This is a genomic window from Allokutzneria sp. A3M-2-11 16 (assembly GCF_024213555.1).
Lineage (GTDB): Bacteria > Actinomycetota > Actinomycetes > Mycobacteriales > Pseudonocardiaceae > Allokutzneria.
Map to the genome: position 1 here is coordinate 2186597 of NZ_JANAVO010000001.1, position 18479 is coordinate 2205075.

General features: G+C 68.9%; 28 protein-coding genes and 2 tRNA genes. 16 read left to right on the forward strand and 14 right to left on the reverse strand.

Translation table 11 applies throughout. The features are described from left to right. Positions 1-4: 4 nt before the first annotated feature. The 9 genes from NLX83_RS10875 to NLX83_RS10915 all read right to left on the reverse strand — a co-directional run bounded on the left by NLX83_RS10875 (position 5) and on the right by NLX83_RS10915 (position 4701). On the reverse strand, positions 5-526 hold the full coding sequence (locus NLX83_RS10875) for a zinc finger domain-containing protein (protein ID WP_254234708.1): 522 nt from the start codon (positions 524-526) through the stop codon (positions 5-7). Then, positions 523-1416, reverse strand: a complete 894-nt coding sequence (locus NLX83_RS10880) for a helix-turn-helix domain-containing protein (protein ID WP_254234709.1) — start codon at positions 1414-1416, stop codon at positions 523-525. The genes NLX83_RS10875 and NLX83_RS10880 overlap by 4 nt, the downstream gene beginning before the upstream one ends. After that, positions 1413-1661: a hypothetical protein gene (locus NLX83_RS10885; protein ID WP_254234710.1), complete on the reverse strand. Its 249-nt coding sequence runs from the start codon at positions 1659-1661 to the stop codon at positions 1413-1415. Before NLX83_RS10885 ends, NLX83_RS10880 begins: the two co-directional genes overlap by 4 nt. Before the next feature lie 93 nt (positions 1662-1754). After that, a complete protein-coding gene (locus NLX83_RS10890) occupies positions 1755-2093 on the reverse strand; it encodes a hypothetical protein (RefSeq protein ID WP_254234711.1) in 339 nt (112 codons plus the stop codon). Next, on the reverse strand, positions 2072-2341 hold the full coding sequence (locus tag NLX83_RS10895; protein WP_254234712.1) for a hypothetical protein: 270 nt from the start codon (positions 2339-2341) through the stop codon (positions 2072-2074). Before NLX83_RS10895 ends, NLX83_RS10890 begins: the two co-directional genes overlap by 22 nt. Then, a complete protein-coding gene (locus NLX83_RS10900) occupies positions 2338-2754 on the reverse strand; it encodes a hypothetical protein (RefSeq protein ID WP_254234713.1) in 417 nt (138 codons plus the stop codon). Before NLX83_RS10900 ends, NLX83_RS10895 begins: the two co-directional genes overlap by 4 nt. Beyond that, a complete protein-coding gene (locus NLX83_RS10905) occupies positions 2751-3575 on the reverse strand; it encodes a recombinase RecT (protein WP_254234714.1) in 825 nt (274 codons plus the stop codon). Before NLX83_RS10905 ends, NLX83_RS10900 begins: the two co-directional genes overlap by 4 nt. Further along, a complete protein-coding gene (locus tag NLX83_RS10910; RefSeq protein WP_254234715.1) occupies positions 3572-4477 on the reverse strand; it encodes a YqaJ viral recombinase family nuclease in 906 nt (301 codons plus the stop codon). The genes NLX83_RS10905 and NLX83_RS10910 overlap by 4 nt, the downstream gene beginning before the upstream one ends. Then, positions 4474-4701: a helix-turn-helix domain-containing protein gene (locus tag NLX83_RS10915; protein WP_254234716.1), complete on the reverse strand. Its 228-nt coding sequence runs from the start codon at positions 4699-4701 to the stop codon at positions 4474-4476. Before NLX83_RS10915 ends, NLX83_RS10910 begins: the two co-directional genes overlap by 4 nt. A 201-nt stretch (positions 4702-4902) precedes the next feature. On the opposite strand from NLX83_RS10915, the gene NLX83_RS10920 reads away from it, so the two are divergent. The 7 genes from NLX83_RS10920 to NLX83_RS10950 all read left to right on the forward strand — a co-directional run bounded on the left by NLX83_RS10920 (position 4903) and on the right by NLX83_RS10950 (position 8923). Next, entirely contained in the window at positions 4903-5370 is a 468-nt protein-coding gene (locus NLX83_RS10920) for a helix-turn-helix domain-containing protein (RefSeq protein ID WP_254234717.1), read from the forward strand. Between the two features lie 103 nt (positions 5371-5473). Further along, positions 5474-5926: a hypothetical protein gene (locus NLX83_RS10925; RefSeq protein WP_254234718.1), complete on the forward strand. Its 453-nt coding sequence runs from the start codon at positions 5474-5476 to the stop codon at positions 5924-5926. A 249-nt stretch (positions 5927-6175) separates the two neighbouring features. Then, positions 6176-6943, forward strand: coding sequence for a DddA-like double-stranded DNA deaminase toxin (locus NLX83_RS41820; protein WP_254234719.1), 768 nt, complete (start codon positions 6176-6178; stop codon positions 6941-6943). Then, positions 6940-7359 carry an Imm1 family immunity protein gene (locus tag NLX83_RS10935; protein WP_254234720.1) on the forward strand — a complete coding sequence of 140 codons (420 nt, stop codon included), beginning with the start codon at positions 6940-6942 and terminating at the stop codon, positions 7357-7359. Before NLX83_RS41820 ends, NLX83_RS10935 begins: the two co-directional genes overlap by 4 nt. Positions 7360-7406: 47 nt before the next feature. Continuing rightward, positions 7407-7697, forward strand: a complete 291-nt coding sequence (locus NLX83_RS10940; RefSeq protein ID WP_254234721.1) for a hypothetical protein — start codon at positions 7407-7409, stop codon at positions 7695-7697. Continuing rightward, a complete protein-coding gene (locus NLX83_RS10945) occupies positions 7694-8071 on the forward strand; it encodes a type II toxin-antitoxin system VapC family toxin (RefSeq protein WP_254234722.1) in 378 nt (125 codons plus the stop codon). Before NLX83_RS10940 ends, NLX83_RS10945 begins: the two co-directional genes overlap by 4 nt. Before the next feature lie 57 nt (positions 8072-8128). Next, positions 8129-8923, forward strand: coding sequence for a lysophospholipid acyltransferase family protein (locus tag NLX83_RS10950; RefSeq protein ID WP_254234723.1), 795 nt, complete (start codon positions 8129-8131; stop codon positions 8921-8923). On the opposite strand, the gene NLX83_RS10955 is transcribed toward NLX83_RS10950, so the two are convergent. After that, on the reverse strand, positions 8862-9311 hold the full coding sequence (locus NLX83_RS10955; protein WP_254234724.1) for an Lrp/AsnC family transcriptional regulator: 450 nt from the start codon (positions 9309-9311) through the stop codon (positions 8862-8864). The genes NLX83_RS10950 and NLX83_RS10955 overlap by 62 nt on opposite strands. A 92-nt stretch (positions 9312-9403) precedes the next feature. On the opposite strand from NLX83_RS10955, the gene NLX83_RS10960 reads away from it, so the two are divergent. Genes NLX83_RS10960 through NLX83_RS10970 form a run of 3 tightly spaced genes read left to right on the forward strand, consistent with a single transcriptional unit; the run spans position 9404 to position 11102 of the window. After that, entirely contained in the window at positions 9404-10231 is an 828-nt protein-coding gene (locus tag NLX83_RS10960; RefSeq protein WP_254234725.1) for an LLM class flavin-dependent oxidoreductase, read from the forward strand. Further along, positions 10228-10644, forward strand: a complete 417-nt coding sequence (locus NLX83_RS10965; RefSeq protein ID WP_254234726.1) for a nucleoside deaminase — start codon at positions 10228-10230, stop codon at positions 10642-10644. Before NLX83_RS10960 ends, NLX83_RS10965 begins: the two co-directional genes overlap by 4 nt. Before the next feature lie 38 nt (positions 10645-10682). Further along, the gene (locus NLX83_RS10970) at positions 10683-11102 is read left to right on the forward strand and encodes a VOC family protein (protein WP_254234727.1); all 420 of its coding nucleotides are present in this window, start codon (positions 10683-10685) and stop codon (positions 11100-11102) included. On the opposite strand, the gene NLX83_RS10975 is transcribed toward NLX83_RS10970, so the two are convergent. Continuing rightward, complete coding sequence (locus NLX83_RS10975) at positions 11099-11551, reverse strand: hypothetical protein (protein ID WP_254234728.1); 453 nt, start codon at positions 11549-11551, stop codon at positions 11099-11101. The two genes, NLX83_RS10970 and NLX83_RS10975, sit on opposite strands and share 4 nt — an antisense overlap. Before the next feature lie 3 nt (positions 11552-11554). Continuing rightward, on the reverse strand, positions 11555-12013 hold the full coding sequence (locus tag NLX83_RS10980) for a hypothetical protein (RefSeq protein ID WP_254234729.1): 459 nt from the start codon (positions 12011-12013) through the stop codon (positions 11555-11557). Between the two features lie 454 nt (positions 12014-12467). Here NLX83_RS10980 and NLX83_RS10985 point away from each other — a divergent pair, with 454 nt between their 5' ends. Beyond that, the gene (locus NLX83_RS10985; protein ID WP_254234730.1) at positions 12468-12728 is read left to right on the forward strand and encodes a hypothetical protein; all 261 of its coding nucleotides are present in this window, start codon (positions 12468-12470) and stop codon (positions 12726-12728) included. Continuing rightward, positions 12725-13168, forward strand: a complete 444-nt coding sequence (locus NLX83_RS10990; protein ID WP_254234731.1) for a PIN domain-containing protein — start codon at positions 12725-12727, stop codon at positions 13166-13168. Before NLX83_RS10985 ends, NLX83_RS10990 begins: the two co-directional genes overlap by 4 nt. On the opposite strand, the gene hisC is transcribed toward NLX83_RS10990, so the two are convergent. Further along, a complete protein-coding gene (gene hisC / locus NLX83_RS10995) occupies positions 13157-14209 on the reverse strand; it encodes a histidinol-phosphate transaminase (RefSeq protein WP_254234732.1) in 1053 nt (350 codons plus the stop codon). The genes NLX83_RS10990 and hisC overlap by 12 nt on opposite strands. A gap of 162 nt (positions 14210-14371) precedes the next feature. Here hisC and NLX83_RS11000 point away from each other — a divergent pair, with 162 nt between their 5' ends. From NLX83_RS11000 to NLX83_RS11015, 4 genes are all read left to right on the forward strand, one after another. Continuing rightward, positions 14372-15076, forward strand: coding sequence for a dienelactone hydrolase family protein (locus tag NLX83_RS11000; RefSeq protein WP_254234733.1), 705 nt, complete (start codon positions 14372-14374; stop codon positions 15074-15076). A gap of 257 nt (positions 15077-15333) precedes the next feature. Beyond that, on the forward strand, positions 15334-17328 hold the full coding sequence (locus NLX83_RS11005; RefSeq protein WP_254234734.1) for an acetoacetate--CoA ligase: 1995 nt from the start codon (positions 15334-15336) through the stop codon (positions 17326-17328). A 301-nt stretch (positions 17329-17629) separates the two neighbouring features. Then, positions 17630-17719, forward strand: a tRNA-Ser gene (locus NLX83_RS11010). Positions 17720-17756: 37 nt separating this feature from the next. After that, a tRNA-Arg gene (locus NLX83_RS11015) sits at positions 17757-17829 on the forward strand. A gap of 130 nt (positions 17830-17959) precedes the next feature. On the opposite strand, the gene NLX83_RS11020 is transcribed toward NLX83_RS11015, so the two are convergent. After that, positions 17960-18415 carry a hypothetical protein gene (locus tag NLX83_RS11020; RefSeq protein ID WP_254234735.1) on the reverse strand — a complete coding sequence of 152 codons (456 nt, stop codon included), beginning with the start codon at positions 18413-18415 and terminating at the stop codon, positions 17960-17962. Positions 18416-18479 lie beyond the last annotated feature (64 nt).

The window sequence follows — 18479 nt, forward strand, 5'->3', positions numbered from 1 at the left end:
GTGGTCATGACGTGGTGAGCGCGGCGTCGAGCCGGGCAGGGTGCGCGGGCGTCTTGGTGAGTGGTTTGCCACCGGGGCCGGTGCATCGGGTGCCGGGTTGGGCGCGGCAGTACGGGCACGGCACGCGGAGGTAGGCGCGTCGGGCATCGGCTTCGGCCTCGGCGTACTCGGGGTCGACTCCGCGGGTGATGGCGAGCGCGGCCGTCACGCGGGTGACTCCGTCGCGGATGGCGCGCAGTCCGGCGTCGTCGAGCTGACGCGCGGTGCGGCGGGCGCGCAGTTCGGCCTCGTGTCGCCGTTCGGCGGTCTCGCGTCGGATCATGCGCCAGAACGCGACGATGTCGGCCGGCATGACGGTCTCGCTGCTGTGCCGGTAGTGCTCACGGACCGCGGCACCTGCGACGTCGGCCGGGACGTCGTCGAGGATTCCTGTCCACATGGTCAGTACGTCCGGGTCGGGTTGCGGAATCCGGGCGTCGACGGCCGAAGCGGCGCCGAGCAGGGCGGCGACCTCCCCGCGGTTCACCGGTGACCACCCTCGACGGCGAGCTGCTCGACGGGCTCGGCCGCGGGCGCCTCGGCGAGTGCCAACCAGCCGCGGACCTTGTCACCCCTCGCGCTGCGCGGTGTCGACGAGCGCGCGGTCGGGTGCTTGGCGAGCTGAGCGGCCTTGACCGCGTCGTCGTACAGGTGGGGCAGCAGACCGGGCCGAGCATCAACTCGGCGGTTCCACTCGTCGAGCGCGGCACGCAGCGGCACCAGGTCGCCACCGTCGCGCAGGATGCCGTCGGCGTGCTTGGCAAGCGCGCGAATGGTCGCCGGCCGGTACGGGGCGCCGGTCTGCTCGCGCCAGGCGGACACCAGCCGGTAGGCGTCCGGACGTACTGCGCTCGCCGCGAGGTCGGCCGGGGTGGTGGTGCCTCGCGCGGGCGTGCGCGCGGTACGCGCGTGTGCCCGTGTGCGTGCATCCGCGGGCGCGAGGCTGCTTGGTTCCGTAGTTCGGTTCTGTAGTTCCGGTTCACCTTGGGCTGTCGCTGTGTCACCCGCGTGGGCTGTCGCCCTGACAGTCCGGGGGTGCCGCTGTGACACCGGGGGACTGTCGTTGTGACCACCAGGGGCGGGTGTCACCGCGTCCGGCCGCGGGTCGCTGTCGAGGGCGAGGCGGTACTCGTTCGATGTGTCGGCGCCGGAGCCACGCTGACGCCGAGCGCGAGCGATCAGCCGGCGGTCGGCGAGCGAGTCGAGGGCACGGCGCACCGTGCGCTCGGATGCTTCGGTCTCGCGGGCGAGGGTGCGCACTGAGGTCGTCGCGCGGCCGTCACGGTTAGCGTGCTCGGCGAGCACGACGAGAACGAGTTTCGGCATGGGACCGCCGGCGGTCTGCTCGGCGGCCCAGCGCAGCGCGTGCACGCTCATCGCGGACCCGCCGCGGCGTACTGCTCGGCGAGCACGGATGCGTCGACGTCGAGCAGCTCGGCGACCTGGTCGAGGGTGTCGCCGTTGCGGCGCCGGATGCGCAGCACCTCGGCGACCTCGGGCGCGGGCAGCGCTCGGTACGGCCGGCGCCCGTTGAGCGCGGCCTCGACGGCGAGCGCGTCGAGTCGGCGACCGGCGCCGTTGGTCGGTGTGTGGTCGGTGGTGCGAGTCGAGCCAGTGAACATGAAAACCCCAGGTGGAACGCAGCGGGCGCGGGCGTGCGTCACCGCGCCCGCCGCGAGGTGGCGACGGACTTCGTCGTATGTGGTGGTGGGCGGCTACGCGGCCGAGGCGCGCGTGTTGCCGATCCAGACCCGGTTACGGCTCGCGCGACGCGAGCGCCTACGGCTGCGGTACTCCCCGCACGGCACGATCAGCCGGCGTGCGGCCCACGTGCCGAGGACGGAGGGCAGCACGTTCGGTGAGTGCGCCTCGATGTCGTCGGGAATGCCCTTGCGGATGTCTTCCGCGGTGAACGGGTGCCCCTCGCGCACCAGTTCGGCGAGCACGGTCTCGGCGGCCTCGCGGTAGCGCCGGTGGACGGCGACCGCCGCGGCGAGGTTGGCCTCTTGGCCGGCGTTCCGGTCGGCGAAGGCTAGGGCGAGCTGGTCGACCACGGCGGCGCCTCCCTTCCCGTCGGCGCGGTGCGGATGTCGCGCGCCCACTCGACCAGGTCGGCCAGCAGCACGCGGTACGCGACAGCCTCGACGGCCCGCTGCGCCGGAGTGCGCGACTGCACCACGGCGCAGGTCGGGCACTCCGGGCAGCACGGCGCGCAGTCCGCGGGGTCGCAGCAGCCGCGGGTCGAGTGAGCGCCACAGCAGACGGTCACCCGGCCCGTCGACACGATCTCGGCGACGGTCACGAGGCCACCCCCCGAAGTGCGTTGCGGAGGGTGGACAGGGACCGCTCGGCGCGCTGTGCCCGCTGCTTCCACTCGTCGCGCTCGCTGGTCATCTCGTCGAGTTCGCTCGTGATGTCGTCGAAGTCGACCAGGCGGCGAAACACCTCGGCGAGCGACAGCTCGCCGAACGGCGCGAGCACGCTCGTTCGCGCCGGCACGTTGTCGGTGCGGTGCTTGTTCAGGTGCGGCCGGATCGACCGGACGTTCGCCGAGGTGTAGTCGCAGTGCACGCACCCGTAGGTCGTGCTGCCATCCTCCAACAGCAGGGTTCGCGTCTGCTGCCACAGCACCGGCGTACCTGCACGGCTACGCATAGGCGCCTCGGTGGGCTCATCGGCGATGACCTCCAGCCCGTTGACGACGGTCGCGGTCATCGCGTACCACCCGCCGCGGCCTCGGCGTCGGCCGGCTCGTCGGGCCATTCCTCGACGAGTTCGGCGTCGACGATGTCCTCGGCCGGCGTCGCCGGTGCGTCGGGCACCTGGTCGAGCGGCGGCAACGCCTCGACAGGCACCTCGGGCAGCCGCACGTACTCGGCCGAGGTCGGCACCCACTTCGCGAGCTGGTGAGCGGCCGACTTGAGCCACATCGACGCCGGGTTCCACTGCCACGGCGAGTACTGCGAGTCGGCCCCGTCCGCCTTGGACTTGATCAGGGCAATGTCGTCGCCGGACAAGACAACGACCTTGCTCGTCGCGCCGTCACGCATCACCGCGTAGGCGTAGGCGAGCACCAGGTCGCCGCGGGGCGAACGCCAGTCGACGCCGTGCACCGGCCGGTCGTGCTCGCCGGGGTTGTAGTCGAACCGATCGTGCTCGCGCACAACCTCGACCTTCACCGACGACACCGCGCCGGCCCGGTACATGAGTTCGACCTCGCCCTGATACCCGGTGATGCCGAGCACCTCGGGGCGCCCCTTGACCTTGCGCGGCACGAGGTAGAACTGCTCCGTGCCAGGTTCCAAACCTTTGCGCGCGGCTTCAAGGAGAGCCTTCAACAGCGAGGCGGGGTTGCTCTTGGCTGCCTGCTCAAGCTGCTTGTTTCCGCGGATGGCGGACTGTGCCACCCGCAACCACGTGTCGGCCTTGATGTGGCTCGGCAGCACGGTTGCAAAGTCGGTGCGGTACTTGCGCACCAGGGCCGTCGGAGAGCTGTCGCGCTGCGCGACGGCGGTCGAAATGGTCTGGCCGGTCATGCTGCTGCGCTCACCTTCTGCGGCGTTGAACGGATAGGAGACGGGCGCAGGGAAGGGGGCGCGTCACCGCGGCCCGGCACCCGGATTGCGATGGACTCGCCGGCGACCACGGCGCGGCGACCGGAGCCGAGCGCGTCGAGTACCTCGGCCGTTGCCTGTTGCTTGGCTGCCTCGGCCGACTTGTGCTCGGCCACGGTCCGCCGGTAGCGCTCGGCGAGTGCCGGCTCGATCTCGACCTCGACGTCGTCGATATCGGGGTGCAGCTCGCGCACCACGCGGTAGGTCGCCCCGTGCTCGTCGATGTCGGGTCGCTCGTCGCGCTCGATGGTGTCGAGAAACTCGCGGCCGGCGGTGCGCAGCACTTCAACCTCGGCGAGGTTCCAGTCGACGACGTACTCGCGGAAGTTCAACCCCGAGGTGAGCACGGCGACGTGTGCGCGGCGCAGGCCGAGCGTGTCTAGCTGCCACATGACCTGAGCGCGGTAATGCACCGGGATCTCGTCGGTACCCGGTTCACCCCACTTGTCCGTATCCGTGGCCGTCTTGATCTCCAACAGCGCCCGGCCCGCGACCGCGGACAGCAGCCGGTCGGGCGTGGCCACCTGCCACGGCCGGTGCCGGCTCGCCCATGTGCCCGTGCGACGCACCCGGTACTCGGGATGCTCGGCCGCGAACCACTCGGCGACGACAGCCTCAAACAGGCGACCCCGCCGCATGGCATCGTTGTCGGGCTCCGGTGCTGCAAGGCCCTTCTTCTTGTGCCACAACGAAAAACGGCTCTCCCAAGGCGACAACCCCAGAACGGCGGCGATCTCCGAGCCCCCCAGCCCGGACGCACGCGCGGAAAACCATTCAGCAGAGCCGGGCGCCCACGTTCCCAGTCGAACCGCGGCGGTGCTCATGCTGCGACCTCGTCGGCGACCTCGCCGACCTCGAACACCTCGTCGAACGACACGTCAAACGCGGTAAGGGTGGCCGCGATGAACGGGTTTCCCGGCAACTGCTCCCCGTCGAGCACACGCCCGACGGTGGACTGCGAAACACCGAGCCTCTTCGCGATGGCGTAGCGCGATGTGAGCCCAGCGCCGTTCGCGATCTTGTCGAGCGCATCGACGCGGATGCGCACGCGTGGTGACATTGAGTACTCCCCCACAGAGTTTCGCGGGCGGAAGTTGACCACCCGCGAAGCCGACACTACGTGCGTCTACAAGCGACTTTCAACGGTTGCGTGCGCGGAAGTACCTGGTAGATCAGTCGACGGAGGGAGCTGTCCTCCCTTCGTACGGGGGATGTCGGTACTTCCGTCCCCGAAAGTAGGATGTGCTACATGAGTGACACGGCATGGTCGCGCTACGTTGACGACCAGCTCGCCCGGTTGGGGTGGTCCCCGGCCCGACTATCGCGTGAATCGAACGTTTCCGAGGGACGCATTTCCACTTGGCGCACAAAGGGAACCGCTCCCACGCTCGACAACGCACGCGCGGTCGCGAAGGCGTTCAACGTTGATCTTTTGCCCCTGCTTGCCGCGGCCGGTTTGCTCACTGACGAGGAAGTCAGCCGACCACTCTCCGCGTACACAGACCACGAAATCTGTAGCGAGATCGAACGACGATTCGCGCGACTCAGGCGGCGTGTTCCCGATGATCAGGTGAGAGTTGCCACAAACGGCGCCGGTAACTCGTTGACACTGGTCGCCGATGAGCCAAGTGGGAAGATGTTGAGAGATCAACAAGATGAAGCCTGGACAAGCGATGCGGAGTTGCCCGACCCACCCGGACCGGAGACCGGCGCCTGACGTGTCGCGTTGACGCAAAGGGGTGGGCTTGCACTGGGGGCAACGCTATGACCCCCTCGGACACGCCGAGTCGCTCGGTGCCGAGGTCTACCCATCATGGAAGGTGTCCGGTTGGGGCGACTACCGCGCCGGCCGGATTCGGTACCACCCGCGGCTCACACAAGCCGAGGCGCGATGCACGGTCGCGCACGAAGTCGTTCACCACGAACACCGCGACGACGTTCTCGGGTACTGCGGCGTCGGATGGCTCGACGCGCGGCTCGAACACCAAGTGCACGCCGTCGCCGCTCGGCGCCTGGTCGTCGTCTCCGACCTCGCCGAGGCGGTGCGATGGTCCGACTACCCGAACGAGATCGCCGAACAGCTCGTCGTCGACACCCGCACGCTCTATGTGCGGGTGCTCGGCCTCTCCCTCGACGACTACCGCGAGCTACAGGTGCGCGCCCGTGGCAGCGTCCGCCGCTCGCTCGACGACGTCCGCCGGTTCGCGGCGAGACGGCTCCCGACCTGCTGTTCGCCTCGCCGAACCAAGATCAAAGCCAGTGCACACGACTAGGCGGGTTGCGCTCGCTGGTACGGTGCGTTTGTCCAGTACAGGACCAGGCGAGCACAGCGCAAAGCCTCGTACAGCTTGAAAGCGGGAGACCTGAGAAGGTCCGGGGTTCAAGTCCCTCCACTTCCGCAAGATCACCCCTGACAACGGCAATGATCGTCGTCTCCGGTCTTGGGTCTCACGGCTGCACCGATTGAGTGGAGTGCGCCGGAACCGGTCCGGGGCTGTTCGGGTGGCGGCAGTGTCGAGGTCGTGTCCATCCGCAGCGAGGTCGTCGCAGCCGCCCGCACGGCCGTTGCCGGGCTGTCCGTCGAGCTGATCGACGCCGCTGAGAACGCCATCGACTCCGCCGCCACGTACTGGCAACACGCCACACAAGGCGGAATCGATGATGCGGTCAGTGAGGTGCACACCCGGTTCGAGGTCGCCAAGGACGATCTGCACGCGGTGCGGCAACTCCTGGCTCAGGTGCCTGTCCGAGTCGAAGCGTGGATCGCCGGTCTTGGCGGTCGCCGTGCCCCGGGCGGCGGTTCCACCGCGGCTGAACCGCCGGACCATCTGACACTCGTGCCAACTCAAGCCGAACGCGCCCGGCGGCTCGAACGTGCCCGTGCCGAGTTGCCGGTTCCCCTTGACGGGGGTCGTACATCGGGTGCGTGGGTCGCGCCGGACGGAACGGTCGTGCCGTTGGTCTCTGGTGAGAACAGTCGGTGGTTCGGTGCCGCGGCGAAGCACGCACATGCGATGGGGCTGTGTCGGCCGGTCGGGCCGCCAACGCTGGCGCGTCATGTGGAGATCCAGTTCGCTATGCGCATGCGCGAGATGACCGCCGCCCGGCCAGGCGGTACGGCACCGATGCGCGAGACCATCGTGATCAACCGCAAGCCTTGCGGCATCGACCCGCCACCCCAGGACCTGTCTTGTGACAAGCACCTGGCAGCGTTCCTGCCACCTGGTGCCGAACTCACTGTCGTGGTCCGTGACGGCAGCAGCTACACCTATCGAGGAGTCGAGCAGTGATCGACGTGATCTTCCGGGACCTGAGTACCTCGGATGGTCGGCAGGTCGGCCTTCAAGCCCGCACCGCCGATGATGTCGAGCAGGTCATCGATGCCCTCGCGCAGCCGAAGTCCGCATCTGGGATGGTCACCCACGACGGCCGGGAGTTGTGGGAGGGCAAGTATCCCGATCACGAACTGGTAGTCGTGATCGATGGCGAACTGGATCTTGGCGCGCTCTACTACTGGGACCGCGACACCCCGCGAGCGCGGACCCTCGGCCCGGGTGGCGGTCCCGACTTCGAAGACGAGAACGTCGACTTCCCGCCAGCCTCCTGGTTGCCTCGCGCCCAGATCGCCAACGCGCTGGCGGAGTTCATTGCCACCGGTCATCGGCCAACGTGCGTGACTTGGCAGGCCATCCCCCAGACGTGGTGATCAGAGCCGCACAGCGGACTATTAGAACTTTTGTTAATGTGTACCTCGTGGTGGATGACGAGGTGCTTCCGGGCGAGGGGCCCACGACGGTCGTGTCGGTGTCGATGCACAGCGGCACGATCAGCGCGGTGCGCGGCCGGGTCGGTCGGCGCGGGGTCTCGGCCTACATCGAGGCGGCGGTGCAGCGCCAGATCGAGCGCGACAACCTCGACGAACTCATCGCGGCGGCGGAGGCCGAACACGGGGCCGTCACCGCGGAAGAGATCGAAGAGAAGCGGCAGATTCTGGTGCGGGCGCGGGAAACCCAGCGCGATCCCGATGCGGGCAGCGCGGCATGACGCTCGTGCTCGACTGCGAGGGGCTGGCCAAGGCTGTCCAGCGGGATCGGGAGCTGACGGCGTGGTTGGCCGCGGCGAGAGCCGCCGACGAGAGGGTGGTGACCAGCGCGGCGACGTTGGTCGAGGTGCTTCACCCGCGCATCAATCGCCCAGCTTTCGACTGGGTGGTCTCGCGGCTGTCCATTGAACCGGTGACGATCGAGATCGCGAAGCTGGCAGCGGTTCTGCTTGAACAGGCTGGGTTTCGTGGTCACAAGAACGCGATGCTCGCGGCCACGGCGCTTTCGGTGAGCGGATCGGCGACGGTGCTCACGTCCGACCCGGACGACATGGCGATGCTGTGCGGGCGACGGGTAACCGTTGTGAAGATTTGAGCCGGGCGGACACGTCGACGTCAGACGGGGTTCAAGCACGCCCGGCACAGTCGGCGTATGACAGCGCATGCCTGGATGCCGCAGTCTCCCTGCGGGTTGGGATGCCTACAAGGCGAGGACACGGTCTCGCCGCCGCGACGCGCGCTGCGAATGCTGGCCCTCATCGCGGTGATGCTGACGGCTCCGTTGTGCGGAGGCCGCAAGTGGTGGTTCCGGGCGGTGTTGCGGGCACTGGGCGCGAAGCTGAAGGTCTTCGGGGAACCCGAAAGGCAGTCCGGAGTGCTCGTGGTCGGCAACCACACCTCCTGGCTGGACATCGTCGCGGTCAACGCGGTGCTACCGGCTCGCGCGCTGGCGAAGCGGGAAGTGGGGGAGTGGCCGGTGATCGGCGCGCTGGCCGCCAGAGCGGGGACGGTTTTCGTCGATCGGGCGAAGCTGTCCACGTTGCCCGCCACGGTCGCGGAGCTGGCGGAGGTGATGCGCGGCGGAGCGGCGGTCAGCGTGTTCCCGGAAGGGACGACGTGGTGCGGCCGCGAATCGGGGCGGTACAAGCCCGCGGCGTTCCAAGCGGCGATCGACGCGGGTGTGCCGGTGCGGCCGGTGGCGCTGCGCTTCGTGGTGGCCGGAAAGCCAACGACGGCGGCCTCGTTCCTCGGCGAGGAGACGTTCCTGACGGCGCTGCACCGCACGGTTGCCTTGCGGGGACTGGAGATCGAGGTGCACGTGCTCCCGCTGATCAACTCAGTCGGACGAGATCGGCGGTCGCTGGCCGCGGCGGCGGAGACAGCCGTCAGGACGGTCGCTGAGGACCGCGATAGGGCAGTGTCTGGCTGTAGACCACATTGGTCGTAGTGCTGCCGAAGCGGGCCAGGTCGTCGATGATCTCCTCAAGGTGCTCCATGGAGCCCGCGGCCACCTTCAGCGTGTAGCAGTCGTCGCCGGTGGTGCGCAGGCACTCCAAGATCTCCATGCGTTCACCGAGCAGGTGGCGCAGCGGCTGGTGCTGGCTGCCGGGGTACTTCAGCCGCACGATGGCGAGCACGGGGTAGCCGACCTTCGGCAGGTCGACCGTCGCGCGGTAGCCGGTGATCACGCCCGCGCCCTCCAGGCGTTTCACGCGCTCGGTGACCGCGGAGGCGCTGAGGTTCACGCGGCGGCCGAGTTCGGTCAACGGGAGCCGACCGTCGCGTTGCAGCTCGACCAGGATCTCCCAGTCGGTCGGATCGAGACTCTCGGTCATTCGGCGAAAATACCGGGAGATCCACGGCTGTTCGCGGTGAACGCCGCAAGGAGTCTCTTCAGTTGGCTGCCGTCACTTCATAGCCTTGAGCTGTGCAAATCGGTGTGAACGTGCCGAACTTCGGCCCCGGTGCAGATCCCGGCGTCCTGCGGGCGTGGGCCCGGACCGTCGAAGGGCTCGGCTTCGACCTGTTGATGATGTCCGACCACGTCGCGGTGACCCCGGACGTCGCCGACCAGTACCCGGCGCCGTTCTACGAGCCGTTCACCACGCTGTCCTGGCTCGCGGGTATCACCGACCGGATTCGCTTGGGCACCACCGTGGTCGTCGCCCCGTACCGCCACCCCTTGCTGCTGGCGCGCATGGCCGCGAACCTCAACGAGCTCAGCGGCGGGCGGTTCATCCTCGGCGTCGGCGTCGGCTGGGCGCGTCAGGAGTTCGCCGCGCTCGGGGTGCCGTTCGAGCAACGCGGGCGGCTGACCGACGAAGCACTCCGAACAGTTCGCGAGGCGTGGGCCGACGAAGACGACTACGGCGCCAAGCGAATCCCGATCTGGGTCGGCGGGAACAGCGATGCCGCGATGCGCCGCGCCGTGCGCTTCGGCGACGCGTGGCACATGTTGCGGTTCACCCCGGCCTGGATGCGCGCCGCGGTCGAGAGGTTGCCCAGCACGGGAGCCCCGGCGCTGGCGCCCCGGATCGCGTTGCGGTTGACCGAAAAGCCGGTGCACGACGCCGATCGCCTTGCTGGGGAAGGCACTGCCGACCAGATCGCGCAGGATCTCGCGGAGCTGCGTGCGCTCGGCGCGGAAACCGTGCTGCTCGATCCGTTCAACGGCGATCCCCAAGAGACGCTGCGACCCGAGACCGCCTGGCGGGCGCTCGCCGCGGTCGCTGAGATCCGGAAGGACCACCCATGACCGAGGACTTTCTGCGCAGGGCCATCGAACTCGCCGCGTCCGCACGGGCGGGTGGGAACCCGCCGTTCGGATCGCTGCTGGTCGGTCCGGGTGGTGAGGTGCTCGCGGAGGAGCGCAACAGCTCGATCACCGACTCCGACATCACCGCGCACCCGGAGCTGAAGCTGGCCAGGTGGGCCGCTCGCGAGCTCGATCGGGAGACGGCCGCGGGCACGACGATGTACACCAGCTGCCAGCCCTGCGGGATGTGCGAGGGCGCCATCGCGCGGTCGGGCCTGGGCCGCGTCGTTTTCGCGCTGTCCACCGAGCAGCTGCTCAGCCTCAAGTCAGGCGGCGATTTCCCAGTGGTGCCAAAGGAAGGGCCCGCGCTCTTCGAAGAAGCGAAAGCCGTTGTCGAGGGCTATTACGACTGAGGACACTGGTTGTCCTAGATGCCTGTCAGGGTCGCCGCATGACCCAATCAACGCGCCCTGCGAGCCTGCATTCCTACCTCAGCTACCGCGACGCCCCCGCCGCACTTCGTTGGCTGGAGCGGGCTTTCGGCTTCGAGACCACCACCGAGTACCCCGACGACAAGGGTGGAATCGCGCACGCTGAGCTGCGGCGCGAGAACGTGGCGATCATCGTGTTCAGCGATGACGGCGCCGGATACGACCGTTGCGCGCAACGCGGCCCGACTGTCGGGCACGGGCTCTACATCAGCCTGGCCACGGAGGAAGCGGTCGACGCCGTCTACGCCACGGCGATCGCGGGCGGCGCCAAGGTGGTGTGGCAGCCGGAGAAGACCGAGTACAACTACCGCTGCCGGGTTCTCGACCCCGAGGGCTACGAGTGGACCTTCGGCCTCCACGTGCCCGGGTTGCCCGGCTAGCGGCGGAACTGGTTGCGGTGCTTGCGCCCTACGGCGCGGGCCCGCAACACCAGGTTGTCGACGACCTCGGGGCTGGTCAGCGGTGCTTCGCCGGTGTCGGAGCAGCAGCTGGGGCGCGTGCGCTTCCAGCTCGGCGGCGGGGTCACGCCCGCCAGCTCGTAGAGCCGGTCGTAGACGTTGCGGCCGGGGTCACCGTCCTCGTGCGGGCCGACCAGCAGCACCCACGCCGATGACCGGTTCTCGAACGCCACCACCACGCGATCGTTGCCCCGCAGGTGTTTCACGCACAGGTGGGGCAACGGTTCCGGGCCGGTGACGCGGTAGCCCAGTGCGGCGCAGCCCCGGTTGGCCAGGTCGTCGAGGAACGTTTCGTACGCCTTGCGAGCCGGACCGCGCAGGCCCGCGGCTTGAGAGCTGGCGAGCGTGGTTTCGGTGACCTTCACCGGCACGTGTCAGTCGTCCGCCTTCGCCTGCCGGACGACTCTGCCCTGGCCGCGGTGCATCTGGTCGATGCTCTCGGACAGGTCCTCGCGGTCCAGCAGCGCCAGATCGCTGAGCCGCCGGTAGACCTCGTCGAGCAGGCCCCTGGTCTTGCCCGCCCGGCGCAGATCGGTCACCAGGTGCAGCACCTCGTGCAGCCGGGCCGGGTCGAGCAGCATCCTCGGCTCCGTGCTGAGCACGGTCAGCACGCCCTCGTGCGCCCACGCCCGCACCGTCTTGTCCGTCATGTCCAGCAGCGCGCCCGCGACCACGGGCCGGACCGGGGGCACCTTCGCCAGGATGCGGTCGGCGACGTCGACGAGCTTCTTGCGGCGGTGGTCGTCCAGGGGCAGCGACTCGGCCACCTCTTCGATGTCCTCGACCTGTTCGAACAGGTCCATCAGCTGGCGGGTCTCCTCGGTGACCGTCATGGCGACCTCCCCGTCCGGTTCGACTACCGAGTATGACCCAGATTCTCGGTAGTAGTCAAGATGAGACACGTACTGGTTTCGGTGAGGGGTGAAGTGCCGAAAAGCGAAAATGATTGTCGTCCACGTTCGTTTATCGAACCGGTGCTGCGTTGAACTGCCTTTTTCGCGAATGGAGTACAGCTTTGTCATCCCGCTCCGTGACTGGCGCGTGGCACTGCGTTCCCGTGCAGGTCAATGCATGCGCTTCCAATAATGCCGACATGGTTGTGCGCTCGGGGCGTCACGTTCGAGTTGGTTAGGAGAGTTTTTGCGCAACAACTTCCTTCGATGGCACATCGAATGGGATAGTGGACGGAGTGGGGCGATCGGTGGCGGTCGTCCCACTTTTGTTTGCCGTCGAGTCGCCCGGTGGGAAGCATCGACGTCGTCCCACCTACGGCGTATCGTGGGTGGCATGACCAGCTACCGGCTCGTCCTCGACGCCAAGCGGCGGCCGACGCTGCCCGCGCAGCTGCTGCGCGACGCGGAGCTGCCGGAGGCCAAGGAACTGGTGGCCAGGGTCGTCGGACCCGGCCGCATCGTGCTGGAGGACCCCAGGGCCGCGCTCGGCAGGCTCCAGGCGGCGGTCGCGGAAGGCAAGCGCGCCAAGGGGACCGACGCCTCGCTGGAGGCCGCGCTGCTGGCGTCGCGGGCTGAGGACGCCGAGCGCGAATGAGCCTTCCCGAAGGCCCGGTGCTGCTCGACGCCTCGTTCGTGCTCGCGCTGCTCGACGGCACCCCGCAGGCCCAGCCCTACGCGGACGTGCTGCCGAACTCGTTGATCACCTCGGTGAACCTGGGTGAGGTGCTCTACTGCCTGGCCCAGTCGGCCGGGATCGACTCCGTGTCGGCGACCGCCGAGATCGAGGCGATGGGCGTGACCGTCGTGCCGCTGGAGATCGAGCACGCGCAGCGCTTCGCCGAGCTCAAGCGGATCGACGCGGGCATCCGCCGCACCCGCGAGCGCAGGCTCGGCAAGCTCTCCCTCGGCGACCTGTGCTGCCTCGCCTTCGCGTGGGAGGCGGGCGTGCCCGTCCTCACCGGCGACCGGCACTGGACCGCGGTCGCGGCGGCGGGCATGCCCGTCGAGGTGGTCGACTTCCGGCTAGCGGGCTAGGAAACCCTTGGCAGCCGCCAGGAACAGGTCGTTCTCCTCGGGGGTGCTGATCGTGACGCGGATGCCCTCGGGGAACTGCCGCACGACGAGCTTCTGCTCAAGGCAGTGCGCGTTGAACGCCGAACCGCGCTCGGCCAGCGGCAGCCACACGAAGTTCGCCTGCGTCTCCGGCACGTCGTAGCCCATCGCGAGGAGTTCGCCGCGCACCCGGTCGCGCTCCCCGGAGATCATCCGGCAGCGCTCCATCAGCTCGTCCTCGGCGTCCAGCGACGCGATCGCCGCGGCCTGCGCGATCACGTTCACGCTGAACGGGACGCAGACCTTGCGCATCGCCTCGGCAACCGCCTCGGGCGCGTAGCAGTAGCCGACCCGCAGCCCGGCCAGACCGTACGCCTTGGAGAAGGTGCGCAGCACCGCCACGTTGTCGCGGTCGCGGGCCAGTTCGATGCCGTCCGGCACGTCGGGATCGGTGGCGAACTCCCGGTACGCCTCGTCCAGCACGATCAGCGGGCCGCGCGGGACGGCGTCGAGGAACCGCTCCAGCTCCGCGCGCCGCAGCGTGGTCCCGGTCGGGTTGTTCGGCGTGCACACGAAGATCAGCCGGGTGTCCTCGGTGATCGCGGCCAGCATCGCGTCGAGGTCGAGCGCGTGTGCTCCGGTCAGCGGCACCTTGATCGCCCGTGCGGCGCCGATCTGCGTGACGATCGGGTAGGCCTCGAAGGAGCGCCACGGGAACACCACGCCCTCACCGGGACCGCACATGGCCTGCACGAGCTGCTGGCACAGCGCGACCGAGCCGCAGCCGACCGCGAGCCTGCCCGGTTCGACGGAGAACTTCGCCGACAGCCGATCCACCAGCGCCGTCACACCCATGTCCGGGTAGCGGTTCACGCCCGCGGCCACCTCGGCGATCACGCCGCGGACGCTGGGCAGCGGATCGAGGGAGACCTCGTTGCTGGCCAGTTTGATCGCGCCGGGGATCGTCCTGCCGGGCTGGTAGCCGGGCAGTGTCTCCAGGTCCGGGCGGGTCCGCACGGTCATCGCCACTCCTAAGCTCTGCTGCTGGCTGAACACCCGAAGATGAACCTAATGCACGAGCGCGCCGACACGGTGAGTCGAATTTCCACTGGGCGGCTCGCGCTTGTTGCTCCGTATGGTTGGTCACGTTGACTGGTGTTCACCCCGACGTGATTGGCTGGCTTTATGACGCAGACCCGCACCGAAACGCTCCAGCTCACCGACGGCAGCGAACTCCGCTGCACAGTCGCGGAACCGGACACGGCGGTTCGTGGCGGTCTTGTCCTGCTGCACCAGGCGAGGGGTGTCACAGACGCGATCCGCGACGTCGCGGCCAGCCTGGCGCAGGAGGGCTGGCTGACCATCGCGCCGCACCTCTACCACCGGGACGGCGATGACCAGGTGCACGACCCCGAGGACGCCGAGAGCATCCTCGACCAGGTCAGCAGGCTCTCCGCGGACTCGGTGCTCGCCGACACCGACGCGTCGTTCGTCTGGCTCGCCCAGCAGGGCGTCGAGTCCGACCGGATGGGCGTCGTCGGCTTCGGCATCGGCGGTTCCGTCGCGCTGTTCGTGGCCACCAGCCGCAGCCTCGGCGCGGCGGTCACCGTCGCGGGCGCGGGCATCGTCTCCGCGCTCTCGCCGAACCTGCCGCCGCTGGTCGAGGTCGCGGGCGAGCTGACCTGTCCGTGGCTGGGCATCTACAGCGAGCAGTACACGATGATCCCGCGCGAGGACGTGGAGAAGCTGCGCGACGCGGCCTCCTCGGCGAAGGTCGCCACCGACGTCGTCGTCTACTCCGGCCCGATCGACCCGCACGCCGAGGACCCGCGCGCGGCCGCGGAGACCTGGCAGCGCACCCTCAACTGGTTCGACTCCCACCTGCGCTAGGCAGTCCCACCTGCACTAGGTAGCACTCCGCCCCAGGGTCCGCCGGTCTTCAAGTACCCCGGACCCCCCTCCCAGCGGTCGTCAACCGCCCCCAACCCCTGCCGCGGTCGGGGGTTGGGGGCGGTTTGAGACGGCGGGGGCGGGGGGTCCGGGGTACTTGAAGACGCCCCAACTACGGCGCGGGGCATGTCGTTGTGTGGAACGTTGTGTGGGACACAGCGCTGGTCCTCCGCCTGTCGATGAGTTAGGAAGCAGGCATGAGCGAGAACCTCACCGCCGAGGAGCCCGAGCTGCTGTGGCGGCCCGACCCCGACCGGGCCGGTGCCACCAAGATCGCCGCGTTCCGCGCGTGGCTGCGTGCCGAACGCGACCTGGACCTGCCGGACTACCCGGCGCTCTGGAAGTGGTCGGTTGACGACCTCGCCGGGTTCTGGGGCGCGCTCGCCGAGTTCTCCGACGTGCGCTTCCACGACCGCCCGCGCACGGTGCTCGACGACGAGCGGATGCCGGGCACGCGGTGGTTCCCCGGTGCCACGCTGAACTACGCCGAGCACGCGTTGCGGGGCGGCGAAGGCAAGGGAGACAACGACTCCGCGGTGATCTTCGCGCGTGAGGACGGGTTCGAGGCCACGCTCACCTACGGACAGCTGCGTGCGGAGGTCGCCGCGGCGCGCGCCGGGCTGGTGGAACTGGGCGTGCGCGAGGGTGACCGCGTCGCGGCGCTCGTGCCGAACTCGCCCGAGGCGCTGATCGCCTTCCTCGCGGCGGCGAGCCTCGGCGCGACCTGGTCCTCCTGCTCCCCGGACTTCGGCGCCCGCGCGGTGTCGGACCGCTTCACGCAGATCGAGCCGACCGTACTCATCGCGGTGAACGGATACGTCTACAACGGGCGCAAGTTCGACACACGGTCCACAGTGGACGAACTGCGGCGGGGGATTCCCGGCCTCAAGGCGACGGTGCTCGTCGACTACCTCGCGACCGGCTCCGCGCTGCCGGACACCGTGGAGTGGCGGGCGCTGCTCGACCGCAACGCCGGTGCCGCGCTGGAGTTCGACCCGGTTCCCTTCGACCACCCGCTGTGGGTCCTCTACTCCTCGGGCACCACCGGACTGCCCAAGGGCATCGTGCAGGGGCACGGCGGGATCGTCGTCGAACACGTCAAAGCCCTTGCGCTGCAATGCGACCTCGGTCCGGGTGAGCGGTTCTTCTGGTTCACCACCACCGGCTGGATGATGTGGAACTTCCTGATCTCCGGCCTGATGGTGGGCAGCACGATCGTGCTCTTCGACGGCAACCCGGCGTACCCGGACCTCGGCGCGCTGTGGCAGCTCGCCGAGCGGCACCGGATCACCTTCTTCGGCACCTCCGCGCCCTACATCCAGTCCTGCCTCAAGCGCGACCTGAAGCCCGCGCGGGACCACGACCTGTCGGCGCTGCGGGCGCTGGGCTCCACCGGCGCACCGCTCTCGCCGGAGGGCTTCCGCTGGATCATGGACGAGGTCGGCGACGTGCAGATCGCCAGCGTGTCCGGCGGAACCGACCTGTGCACGGCCTTCGTCGGCGCCGCGCCCGAGGTTCCGGTGTGGCTGGGCGAGATCTCCTGCCGGATGCTCGGCGCCGCCGTCGACTCCTTCGACGAGGCGGGCAAGCCGGTCACCGACGAGGTCGGCGAACTGGTGATCACCAAGCCGATGCCGTCGATGCCGATCTCGTTCTGGAACGACCCGGACGGCACGCGGCTGCGCGAGGCGTACTTCGAGACCTTCCCCGGCGTGTGGCGGCACGGCGACTGGATCCGGGTCACCCCGCGCGGGTCCTGCGTGATCTACGGCCGCAGCGACTCCACCCTCAACCGCGGTGGCGTGCGGATGGGCACCAGCGAGTTCTACCGGGTCGTCGAGGGCTTTGACGAGGTGCTCGACTCGCTGGTGATCGACACGTCCGAATTGAACACAGCCGGACAGGACGGCGAGCTGCTGTGCTTCCTGGTGCTGGACAAGGGGATCGCGCTCGAGGACGTGGAGCCCCGGCTGCGCACCGAGCTGCGCGCCCAGCTCTCGCCGCGCCACGTGCCGAACCGGTTCATCGCGGTGGCCGACGTGCCGAGGACGCTCAACGGCAAGAAGTGCGAGGTGCCGGTGAAGAAGATCCTGACCGGCACGCCCGCCGATCGCGCGGTGAGCCGGGAGGCGCTGAGCAACCCCGAAGCGCTGCGCCCCTTCGAGGAACTCGCCAGGGGTGACCACCCGTAGCCGGCCGCTCCACCCGTTTGGGCGTTGCCTTGCCCGATCGGCCCTGGAAGCTTCTCCGCATGGCCTTGGACGAGCAGGACCACCGCGGGCACACCCCGGATCCGGACGGCTACGGCGAGATCGGCCGCCCGGGCTCGGGATTCGGCACGGTCGACTCGGACCGCGAGGAGACGTAGCGTCGTGGGGCGCCGGACGGTCCGGCGCCCCCTCCGACCTGCTCGAACGCAGTCAGGGGACCCCCGTTTTGCTTTGCGATGGACGCTCTGTGTAAGGTTTACCCCGGCGGTCAGAGATGGCCCCGGGAGGCTTCGCCTAGTCCGGTCTATGGCGCCGCACTGCTAATGCGGTTTGGGTTTATCGCCCATCCCGGGTTCAAATCCCGGAGCCTCCGCAGTGTCCTACCCTGGTGGGGCCACAACTGAAAACTCGCGCTCGTAGCTCAACGGATAGAGCACTTGACTACGGATCAAGAGGTTACAGGTTCGAATCCTGTCGAGCGCACGTCTGGTTGAGACAGCCGAAAACCCCCTGGCAACAGGGGGTTTTCGTCTTTTCCGACCACAGTGGACAGACGCCGCCGTGATCTTGGGAGCGGTGTGGCCGCTCCCCGTCCACAGCTCAGTCGAACGGCCTATCGGGTAGCGCGCAGGACGGCTTCGGAGAGCTGGGCCGCGCCCGGGGTCAGGCCGGTGACCACGATCTCGCCGCCGCCGACGAGGGTGATGCGCAGGTTCACGTTCAGCCCGAACAGCCGGGTCACCGCGTTGTCCCTGGCGTTGTCGGTGGCGGAGGCGAGCTCGTGCCACCGGTACACGTGGGCCTGCCCGGAGTGCTCGTGCACCAGGCCGCCCTCGTGCAGCAGGAACGCCTCCTCCGGGTGCTTCGCCGCGAGCCGCGCGTGCCTCCACCCGACCCAAAGGCACGTGAGGCCGAGGATCGCGCTCGCAATGGGGATCGGGAACGGCAGGACGCAGGCGACCAAGAAGACGACGCCGACCGACAACAGTGCGAAAGCCAGGTGACTGCGCTTCGCGTTGTCCGTCTCGTAGCGCGTGACGCGCGCCCCCAGCTCCCTGCTCCCGGCCACCCGGCGAGACTAGCGCCATCGTCACGGGACGGGTCCCGGTTTCCCTCGTCGGCGCGAGGCTTTC